Source organism: Actinomadura sp. NPDC048955 (assembly GCF_040649435.1).
Taxonomy (GTDB): Bacteria; Actinomycetota; Actinomycetes; order Streptosporangiales; family Streptosporangiaceae; genus Spirillospora; species Spirillospora luteofluorescens.
The window spans coordinates 1-9,338 of record NZ_JBEZJI010000115.1 but is presented as its reverse complement, the minus strand read 5'-3'; the positions used below and the strand labels follow the sequence as shown (position 1 = coordinate 9,338).

The following is a 9,338-nucleotide window of genomic DNA, read 5'->3' as shown; positions in this document are numbered from 1 at the left end:
GGAGACCCGCGACGACATCCACGAAGCACTCATGACCCTCGCCGCAGCCATCATCTGCTGGCGACGCCTCGCCCGCTGATTCTGTTACGACCTCTTAGTGGCGCAAGTCCCCGACCCCAAGGGCCCGGCACGGCCTTGTTAAGCCGGCTCGGCGGCAGGTTTCGTGGCAGCTGTTGAAGCAGTCGAACTCTGGGGCCCTGGCGGCTTCAGGAAGCTCGTCGCCCAGGCGACCGGTATGGCGATCACAGCAATGATCAGGCCGGTGATCACCGCGGCGGAGGCGGTGTATCTGGCGATCGCCACGCCGCCTGCGGCCGAGCCGAACGCAATGCCGAGGTTGACCGCGGAGGCGGGCAGGGCCTGTGCCAACACGCCGCCAGGGCCGGCCAGACTCATCACGCGGTACTGCAGCGAGGGTGTCATACCGCCGACGAACAGACCCAAGGCCAACAGCGCCAGCGCCGCGAGGACCGCTATCGCGCCGATGAGGAAGAGCACCAGCAGGCAGACCGCGAGGCCTGCGGTCCCGATGATGAGGGTGCGCGCGGCGTTGGTGTCGGCGAGCCGGCCGCCGCCAAACGAACCTGCCGCCGTGGCCGCGCCGTAAGCCAGGAGGAACACACTGACCAGCGTGCCGGAAATGCCGGTGACCTCCTGGAGAAATGGCACAAGGTAAGTCAGGGCCGCGAAGAGCGCGGCGTAGAGGAGGAGGTTGAGTCCCAGCGCGGCGAGCACGCGTGGAGCAAAGGCGTGCTTTGCCTGACTCGAGGTGCCGCCACCGGCGCCGGGGACCCACGGGACCAGCACCAGGGTGGCGATCAACGCGATCACGGTTAGCCCGACGACGGCGGTGAACGAGCCGCGCCAGCCCAGCGCCTGACCGACCAGCGTGCCCAGCGGCGCGCCCAGCGCTGCCGATACCGTGATTCCGGAGATGACCACTGACATCGCCCGGCCCATACGTTCCGGCGGAACGACGGCGATACCGGCCGTAAAGGCAGCGCCGATAAACACGCCCTGCAGCGCTCCGGATACGACCCGTGCAGTAAGGAACAGACTGTAATCGTTGATCAGTACCAACAGCAGATTGACCAGCGCGAATAGGAGAAGCGCGCCAGCTAGGACGAAGCGCCTGTTCAGCTTGAGGGTCAGCGCGGTCAATACCGGGCCCCCGAGCGCCATGCCCACCGCGTAGGCAGTCACCAGCCTCCCGGCTGCGGGGACGGAGACTTGAAGGTCGGCGGCGAGCAGATTGAGCACGCCGACCACGAGCAGTTCAGCGCTCCCCAGAACGAACATGCCCAGGAACAGTGTGGCCAAAGTGAGCTTCGATCTGCCAGGGCTTAGTGCTGCTTGCGGAGGATTCATGACGCTTCTTCTTGTCGTACGGCTTTGAAGGTTGGTCCCATGCACCGCTTGTGCGTGGGCTGGCGCTGCGACACTGTGGGAAACGTGATCACTTAGAGGGGCTGAGGCATCGCTGCCCAGCCGTCGTTGGCTGCACCGGACCTGGTCCGAGACGAGGCGCTGACCAGGCCGATTGTCGAGAGAAGATGTTCTCTACGATAGGGACCGATCAGTCCGGGACCGTTCGGTCCCTATCTTGGGGGCGAGATCTGACGGATGTCAAGGCCGCCATGATCGGTCTACTGCTTGGCAGGGAGGGGAACATGCCACCGAAACCCGATCCGGGAGCGCGCGAGCGGATCTTGAGCGTTGCGTCCCGCCTCTTTCAGGAGCACGGCCCCGACGGGGTGGGGCTGCAGCAGATCATCGACGAATGCGGCTGCGGCAAGAAGCTGCTCTATCGCGAGTTCGGCAGCAAGGATGATCTGGTGATCGCCTATCTGGATCGCTGCTGGCAGGAGTGGGACGATTTGATCAAGAAGGCGACCCAGCCGTTGCGCGACGATCCGGCAGGCCAGCTCATCGCCATCGTCACTGCGGTGGCCGAACGCTCCGCCATCCCCGGATTCCGCGGCTGCCCTCTACGTAACAGCCTGCCTAGCTTTCCCGATGCTGGTCATCCAGCACGCCTGATCATCCTGGACTACCACATCGCCAGGCGGGAACACCTGCACGACCTCGCCGAGCGAACAGGAGCGCCGGATCCACAAATCCTGGCCGACAAGATCATGCTGCTCATCGACGGCTTGCACGCCAGTGGCCCCATCCTGGGGCAGGAGGGAGCGAGCGAAGCAGCCGTCGCCTTCGCGAAGGAGGCGGTGAGCGCCGCCGCGAGGGATTAATGCCTCCACCGTCCGACCGACGTCCACCGCTGCCACGCTCACTTCGGCCATCAATGGCTGAGCGCCCACACGGTGCGGGCGTACCGGCGGGCCTGCCGGGCGTTCACGGCGTGGCTGGCCGAGCACGGCGCCGACCTGCACGCGGGCACTGATCGCCTCATACTCGGCGTCGTTCACCCGCACGGCGATGACGCGTCGGCGGCCGCCCGGCGCACGCATGAGCCGCCGCGCGCTCCGTTCGGCGTGGCAATTCGGGCTCGTGGCCACGAGCGAGTCGGACTTGTTCCCAGGCGCCGTCCACCGATCGCCCGCCCGCCCAACTGCGCCCGCCGATGCTTCCCGGCTGCACAGAACCGCTAGCCGGAGCGCTGACCGGATGCGAGAAGGGAGTTGGACATTCGCGCGTTCGCCGGGGCCGCGGAGCTTGGCGTGCGCCCAGTTCGCCTGCTTCTGCGACTCGGGCCTGTCCTTGCCCTTGTAAGGCGGCAGATCCGACGGCCTGAATACCGACCGCAACGGCTGCCACGTACAGCCCGCGGTCGCCACAAATGATCGCCGCCCGCCCCTCACGATCGCCGTACCGGCACCGACCACCGCCCTGCGGCCGCCTCGGAGCAGGGCGCACCACCCGCTGGAACAGCTCCCACAACCCCCTACCCGGGCGCTGACTCATCGCATCGCCTGGTTGCGGAGCCCACGGATTGCGGCCGGACACGCCAGCGGACCGAGAGCCCGAGAGGCAGTCATCATCGGTCGTCGGGCGCCGCGCGCGCGGCCTGTTCGGCGGCGTGCTCGGCGGTTTGGGCGCGTTGCTCGGCGGTGGCCGCGCGTTCGCGCTGCGTGCGGGCTTCGGCGCGCGCCTCCTCCAGTTGGCGCCGCACCTCGCTCATCGCTGCGTCGGCGGCTGCGCGGGCGGCCTGCAGGTCGGCGCGGGCCTGGGCGGCATCCGCGCGCGCGGCGACGGTTGCTGCGGCGGCTTCCTCGGCCGCGCGCTCGCTGCGCGCGGCGTTTTCCTGCGCGGTCCGCTCTTGCCGCTGGGCGTCGGCGAGCTGGTCGCGGGTCTCGGCGAGGGCCGCCTCGGCTTGATCGGCGCGGCCGGTGGCCGCGGTGTGCCGCGCCTGCTCCTCGGCGAACTGGGCGCGTGCGGTCTGCAGTTCCTCCAGCAGTCGCGCGGTCTCCTGGTGCGCGGCGTCCAGTTGCGCGGCGGTGTCGGCGCGTGCCTGTTCGGCGTCAGCGGCCTGCTGCTGTGCGACCTGGCGCAGGTGCCGTTCCGCGGCGGTCTCGTCCTCGGCTGCCTGCTGGGCGCGCTGGGCCTGCCCCTGCTGCCGCCACGCCCGCTCGGCGTCGGCGCGCGCGTCGGCGACCTGCTCGCGCGCGTCGCGGCGCGCGGCGGCGACCTTCTCATCCCGCTCGGTGCGCGCCTCCTTCGCCGCGGCGTCGGCCGCGTCGGCGCGGTCCTCGGCGAGGTCGGCGCGGGTCTCGGCCTCATCGGCCCGGCGGCGCGCGGTCTGCGCCGCGCGGAGCGCCTGCTCGGCCTCCTCCGCCGTGTCGGCGACCGCGCCGTTCAGCAGTGCGGTCAGCGCGCCGGTGCGCTCCCCGAACGCGGTGAGCAGTTGGGCGAGCTGGGCCGTCTCGCCGCGCAGCGTTCGGGTGGGCGCGAGCTCGGCGGTCTCGGCCGTGCGCCTGGCCTTGTGGTGTGCGGTGCGGTGCTCGGGGCTGCAGTACTCGGCGTGGCTGCGTACGCCGCGGGGGATCGGCCGGCCGCAGTGCTTGCAGGGGCGGCGGCCGGCGGCCCGGGCGGCGGCGGCTCGCCCGGCGATCGCGTCGGCGGCCATGTCGTCGCCCGGCACCGGGCCATCGGCCGGCGCAGTGGTCAGCTCGTCGACGAGGTCCTTGGGCTCAGCGTGGCCGGCTTCATCATGATCATCCGTCACAGAGCCAGGCTATCATCCGTTCCGTTCCGTTCCAAAAACGTTTTTGGAACGGAACGGAACGGATAATTGGTCAGGTTGGTAGACATCACACAATGCTGATTGTGCGGAGTCTCGCTCCGTGAGACCATCTCGGTGACCGCCACAGTTGTCATGGCTCAGCCGACCTGATGCCGTCTCGGCAAAGAGTGATGTGGGCTGTGATTTGCCGCCAAGTTGTCCTGGGGGTGTCATCGGATGTCAGCGGCATTTGCCCCTCCCGTCAGTAAGCCTTGGAGGGATGCTCGCCTGCCGCACTGTGCCCACCGGCGCGAAGACGGGCTCGTGACCAGGGCGTTGACACCCAGTCGGCAATCTCGACTGCCGATTTGCCGGCAAGCCACAGCGGCACGGCAGCCACTGTCAGCAAGGAGAACACCGATGATCTGGTCCCGCCGGTCCACGAGCCGTGACCGGGCCGCTGGCTACGCCCCTGCGGTGGTCGCGGCGTTGACCCGGGAGTTTCTTGACCTGGCCGATGATCACCTAGCCGGCATCGTGCGCGAGGCCGTGACAGCGCACGCCCTGGCACCCGATCCCGCCTTCGAGGTCATCCTGGATGCGCCCGCCATGGCGAACTGGCGGCAGCGTGCCCACCCCACCGAGCGACGCCGCCTCCGGGTAGCGTGCCACCGCTTCACCCTCCTCGGCGCCGTGATGGTCACCCGATGACCCCTCCCAGCGAAGTCGACGGCGAGCAGACGCTGGAGCCCACCGCGATCCACCCGCCCGGTTTCACGCCGCCTGGCATGCCCGAATCGGGCCGCGAACCGGGACCGGGTCCCGGTCCGAGATCTGCACCGCCGTCCACGCCGGATCGGCTGCACCAAGCGGGTGCGCCGCCTGCGCCGGGGGCCGGGCCCCGGCAGGCACCCGCCCCAGCGCCCATGGTGATCACGGTGGGGGACATTCCCGGGCTCTCACCGCGGCGTCGCCGGGGTGAGGGGGAGGTCCCAGCCGCGAACGTCGACCTGGTCGACCGGCTGCCGCGGCCGCCTGCCGGGCAGGAGTGGCCGACGGTGGCGGCGTGGCTGCAGTCCCGCAACACCGTCGCCACCCGCCGCGGCTACCTGCACTGTCTCGCGGCATTCCTGCGGTGGCTTCAGATCGCGGTACCCGGTGCCGGGCTGTGGGTGGTCACCGAGGATGTCCTGGTCGCCTACAAGGACCAGATCCTCACCGGCACCGGTCACGCCGCGCAGTTGCTGAAGGGCGGGCGCCCGCTCGGCGCGTCCACCGCCGCGCAGCGCGTCTCGGCACTGCGGTCGCTGTACGCCTACGCGTTGCGCCGGCACGTCATCGACTACGACCCGGCCGTGTTCGTCGACCCGCCGGAGACTCCCAGGATCGGGATGACACCCGCGTTGGCCGAGCACGAGGCCACCGACCTGATGGACGGTGCCGAGGCGATCGCAGGCGACCACCCCCTGGACGCCGCCGCGGTCGCGCTGCTGTTGAACATCGGACTGCGCACCGGGGAACTCGAGGCCATGCCGGTGTCGGCGTTCACCTGGGACGGGGGGCACTTCGTCGCCCGGTTCCGGGTCAAAGGCGGAAAGGTCCTCCCGGTGCCGGTCGTGCCTCGGGTGCGGCTGCTGGTCGAGCCGCTCCTGCGCGGCCGCGCCGACCACGAGTTCCTGCTGCAGCACCCCGACGGGCGGCCGTGGAACCGGGGCCGGGTCACCACCGCGCTGCGCCGCGCCGCCCGCGCCGTCGACCTGCGTCCCGGGCAGTTGACCCCGCACGTGCTCCGCGCGACCGTCGTCACACTGCTCAGCGCCGCCGGTGTCCCCCCGAACAAGATCCATGAGTTGACCGGGCACGCGTCCGTGGCCACCCTGCAGCGCTACGACCACGCCGGGGTCCAGATGGACGGGCACGCCGCCTACCTGGCCAGCGGCCTGCTGTCCCGCCGCCGATGACGTCTGCTTCACGAATCGCCGGCGGGACCGGATTGTCGCTGGGTGGATGGCGAGGACCGGCGGCCGAAGACTCCGTTTTCCGTGACCGGGGCCGAGCGGGTGGTGTTGGAGCGTGGGGCGCGGGCGCCTGGGCAGTGGTGCCGAGTTCGGCGGTGAGCCGGGCGGTGAGCTGGTCGTAGAGGTCGGCCATCTCGTCGGCCCGGGGGTGGCCGAGCTGGCGTAGCAGCACCGCGGCGTCGGCGGCGTCCTTGATCTGGGCCTGCTCAGGAATGTGGGGGCTCCACACCCGGTTGGCGCCGAACAGCTCGGGCAGTCCACCGAGCTGGTAGGCGTGCGCGCCGACGTTGGCGCGTACCCGTGACACCACGAACCCGATCAGGGCCAGATCCGGGTTGCCCAGGTCCCCGCCCCGGCTGGTGATGAAGTCGCGGTAGTGCACCGCGCCCTCGACGCTGTCGTACTCCGGTTCAACGGTGCACACCGCCACATGGCCGGCCGCCAGTGCCATCTGTGTCAGATGCCCGAGACTGGGCGGGCAGTCCAGCAGGGTCACGTCGTAGGCGTCGTCCGCCCCTCCAGGGCTTTGCGCAGCCTGGCTGCCCGCGCCGACCACTCCGGCCTCACTGATCCGGTTCTCCAGATCGAACCGGGCCGGCATCACATCGATCAGCTCGGCGCCCCCGCCGTCCCAGCCGCACCGGTAGATCGTGTCTGCTGCCACCCCAACGGCGTCCGCCTTGATCGCCTCCGACACCGTCGGCACCGGCTAGCCAGGGTCGTAGCGCCACCCCAACCGGCGCGAGGCATTCGCCTGCGGATCCAGATCCACCACCAGCACCCGCTTGCCCGCCGTCGCCAACGCGGCCGCGGCGTTCACCACGAACGCGGTCTTGCCGCTCCCGCCTTTGTGGTTGCCGATCACCACTCGTCGTCGCACATTCATGGGGCCGAGCATGCCAGCGTGTCATCCCAGGCCATCGCCTCTCTAGAGCCGCCTTCGCCCGGACCTATCGTCACGGCGCCCGGTGACGCCTCCGGCGTTCCCGACCGTGATCATTGATTAATGCCTAATAAAGGCGCTGGCAGCCTCTGGCACTCCTGTAGATGCCGTGGCCCTTTGAGGCCTCCACCTAGACCGGCTGGCCGAGGCTGGCGCCGGGCGGTTCAGGTCCCGCGAGCATTTTCTTGCGGGATCTGAACCCTCCCCGGCCGCCAGTACGGGCAGATTGCTGATCGTGGTTCGAGCCCGCCCGCATGGCACACACCTTGTTTGTGCTGAGCCTGGAGCTCTCCCCAAGAGCGGAGCCGTGCGGGTTGCTGGGAGCGCGAACGGCTCAATCGGAGGGAAGGCCCAGAGCCTCGTTATTAGGGTGCCGCGCGTTCTCGCCAGGGGCTCCACCAGGGGGTTGAGCAGGGCGAACAGGAGGGCCACCATGACGTCGCCCTGGTCGATCAGGACGGCCAGCTTGTCGGCAAGCGCCGGATCGGCGACAGCGTGGAGGGGTTCGGCGAGCTGTTGAGGCTGCTGGCCGAGGCCGGCGGCACCGCCGAGGCGCCCATCCCGGTGGCGATCGAGACCCCGCGGGGTCTGCTGGTGGCCGCGCTGCGCGAGACCGGCCGCCCGGTCTACGCCATCAACCCGATGGCGGTCGCCCGCTACCGGGACCGGCACAGCGTGGCGCGCAAGAAGTCCGACCACGTCGACGCGATGACGCTGGCCAACATCTTGCGCACCGACATCCGCATGCACCGTGCGCTGCCCGACGACAGCGAGCTCGGCCGCGCCATCGCGGTCCTGGCCCGCGCGGCCCAGGACGCCACCTGGCGGCGGACCAGAGCGTCCAACGAGCTGCGGTCCCTGCTGAGGGAGTTCTATCCCGGCTTCCTGGCCGCGTTCGCCACCAAGAACACCAACCTGGCCAGCAGAGAGGCCCGCGCGGTGCTGGCGATCGCGCCCACGCCGGCCGCCGCGCTCAAGCTCACCCGAGCCCGCATCGCCACCGCCCCTCGACGGGCAGGGCGAAAGCGCGGCGTCGACGAGCTCGCCGCCGAACTGCGCCAGGCGCTCCAGCGCCCCCAGCTCCGTCAGCCGCCGCTCATCGAGAAGGCCCTGGGCGAGCACGCCCAGGCCCTCCTGCGCGCCCTGGACACCGAATGCGCCAACGCCGACCAGCTCACCGCCGCCTCGGCCGAGGCGTTCGCCCAGCACCGCGACTACGAGGTGATCACCAGCTTCCCCGGCATCGGCGACCTCAACGGTGCCCGCATCCTGGCCGAGATCGGCGACGACCGGAACCGGTTCGCCGACGCCCGCGCCCTCAAGGCCTACGCCGGGTCGGCACCCATGACCAGGGCATCCGGACGGACCACGACCATCACCCGCCGCCTCGTGAAGAACAACCGGCTCAAAGCCGCAGGATGCACCTGGGCCTTCAGCGCGATCGTCAACCACCAACCAGCCCGCCAACACTACGACCAGCGCCGCGACCGCGGTGACCGCCACTGGGCCGCCCTGCGGCACCTGTTAACCGGATGCTCGGCCAGCTCTTTCACTGCCTCCACACCGGCCAGACCTACGACCCCATGAAAGCCTTCAGCGCGCTCGCCGGCACTCAGACCGTCGAGATGGCCTTCTTCGACGTCGGCCTGGCGGACCCGCGTCGAGCTCGCCAACGCGATCTTCGAATACATCGAAGGGTTCTACAACCGCCGCCGACGACACTCCGCCCTGGACTACATGAGCCCGATACAGTTCGAAAACACCCACCCGCTGAACCTGATCTCCTGACCAGCGAGTCCGTGTAACCGGGGCAACATCAAGCTGTCCGTGCTACGGGGGAACCTCAGCCCGCCCGGACGGCGGATCAGATATCTGATCTCACATCTTGCTCCGCCGGTTCTTTCGGCAACCGCTGGCCTGCGACGCCCCCGCGGCCGACGTCGTCCTGGTGCTCGTCCTGGTGCTCGTCGTCGTCCGCCGTCCGCTCTTTCGGCAACGCTCGCCGGACGTCTCGCAGACGTCCCGGGGCAGTACATCTAGCGGGCCGTGGACGTCTAGCGGACGCCTCGCTAGGCCTAGCGGTCCCGCTAGCGGCTCACGGGCTTCTGACGGGTGTTCTAGCGTCTAGCGGCGCGCGCCGGTGAACAGCAGCTCCTTGGCGCGGGCCTTGCCGATCCGTTCCGGCAGCCGCTTCACG

Annotated in this window: 6 protein-coding genes and 4 pseudogenes; 5 read left to right on the top strand and 5 right to left on the bottom strand. The window is 69.8% G+C overall.

What is annotated here, in order from left to right; genetic code table 11:
* Positions 1 to 138 precede the first annotated feature (138 nt).
* Positions 139 to 1,299, bottom strand: a complete 1,161-nt coding sequence (locus AB0C84_RS44530) for an MFS transporter (RefSeq protein ID WP_361078598.1) — start codon at positions 1,297 to 1,299, stop codon at positions 139 to 141.
* A gap of 371 nt (positions 1,300 to 1,670) precedes the next feature.
* Between AB0C84_RS44530 and AB0C84_RS44525 the strand changes: the two genes are divergently transcribed.
* Positions 1,671 to 2,249, top strand: coding sequence for a TetR/AcrR family transcriptional regulator (locus AB0C84_RS44525; RefSeq protein ID WP_361078596.1), 579 nt, complete (start codon positions 1,671 to 1,673; stop codon positions 2,247 to 2,249).
* Positions 2,250 to 2,630: 381 nt separating this feature from the next.
* On the opposite strand, the pseudogene AB0C84_RS44520 reads toward AB0C84_RS44525, so the two are convergent.
* Both AB0C84_RS44520 and AB0C84_RS44515 read right to left on the bottom strand, forming a co-directional pair.
* A pseudogene (locus tag AB0C84_RS44520) lies at positions 2,631 to 2,753 on the bottom strand (IS5/IS1182 family transposase); the annotation flags it as partial.
* A 242-nt stretch (positions 2,754 to 2,995) separates the two neighbouring features.
* A complete protein-coding gene (locus AB0C84_RS44515) occupies positions 2,996 to 4,183 on the bottom strand; it encodes a hypothetical protein (RefSeq protein ID WP_361078593.1) in 1,188 nt (395 codons plus the stop codon).
* Between the two features lie 417 nt (positions 4,184 to 4,600).
* Here AB0C84_RS44515 and AB0C84_RS44510 point away from each other — a divergent pair, with 417 nt between their 5' ends.
* Positions 4,601 to 4,891 carry a hypothetical protein gene (locus tag AB0C84_RS44510; RefSeq protein ID WP_361078590.1) on the top strand — a complete coding sequence of 97 codons (291 nt, stop codon included), beginning with the start codon at positions 4,601 to 4,603 and terminating at the stop codon, positions 4,889 to 4,891.
* A gap of 227 nt (positions 4,892 to 5,118) precedes the next feature.
* Positions 5,119 to 6,141, top strand: coding sequence for a tyrosine-type recombinase/integrase (locus AB0C84_RS44505; RefSeq protein ID WP_361078587.1), 1,023 nt, complete (start codon positions 5,119 to 5,121; stop codon positions 6,139 to 6,141).
* Positions 6,142 to 6,583: 442 nt separating this feature from the next.
* Here AB0C84_RS44505 and AB0C84_RS44500 read toward each other — a convergent pair.
* Positions 6,584 to 6,799: pseudogene (locus AB0C84_RS44500) on the bottom strand (AAA family ATPase); the annotation flags it as partial.
* 108 nt (positions 6,800 to 6,907) lie between these two features.
* Positions 6,908 to 7,084, bottom strand: coding sequence for an AAA family ATPase (locus tag AB0C84_RS44495; protein ID WP_361078584.1), 177 nt, complete (start codon positions 7,082 to 7,084; stop codon positions 6,908 to 6,910).
* 501 nt (positions 7,085 to 7,585) lie between these two features.
* On the opposite strand from AB0C84_RS44495, the pseudogene AB0C84_RS44490 reads away from it, so the two are divergent.
* Together AB0C84_RS44490 and AB0C84_RS44485 are read left to right on the top strand one after the other, a co-directional pair.
* Positions 7,586 to 8,745, top strand: a pseudogene (locus AB0C84_RS44490) (IS110 family transposase); the annotation flags it as partial.
* A gap of 49 nt (positions 8,746 to 8,794) precedes the next feature.
* A pseudogene (locus AB0C84_RS44485) lies at positions 8,795 to 8,929 on the top strand (IS3 family transposase); the annotation flags it as partial.
* Between the last annotated feature and the right edge of the window lie 409 nt (positions 8,930 to 9,338).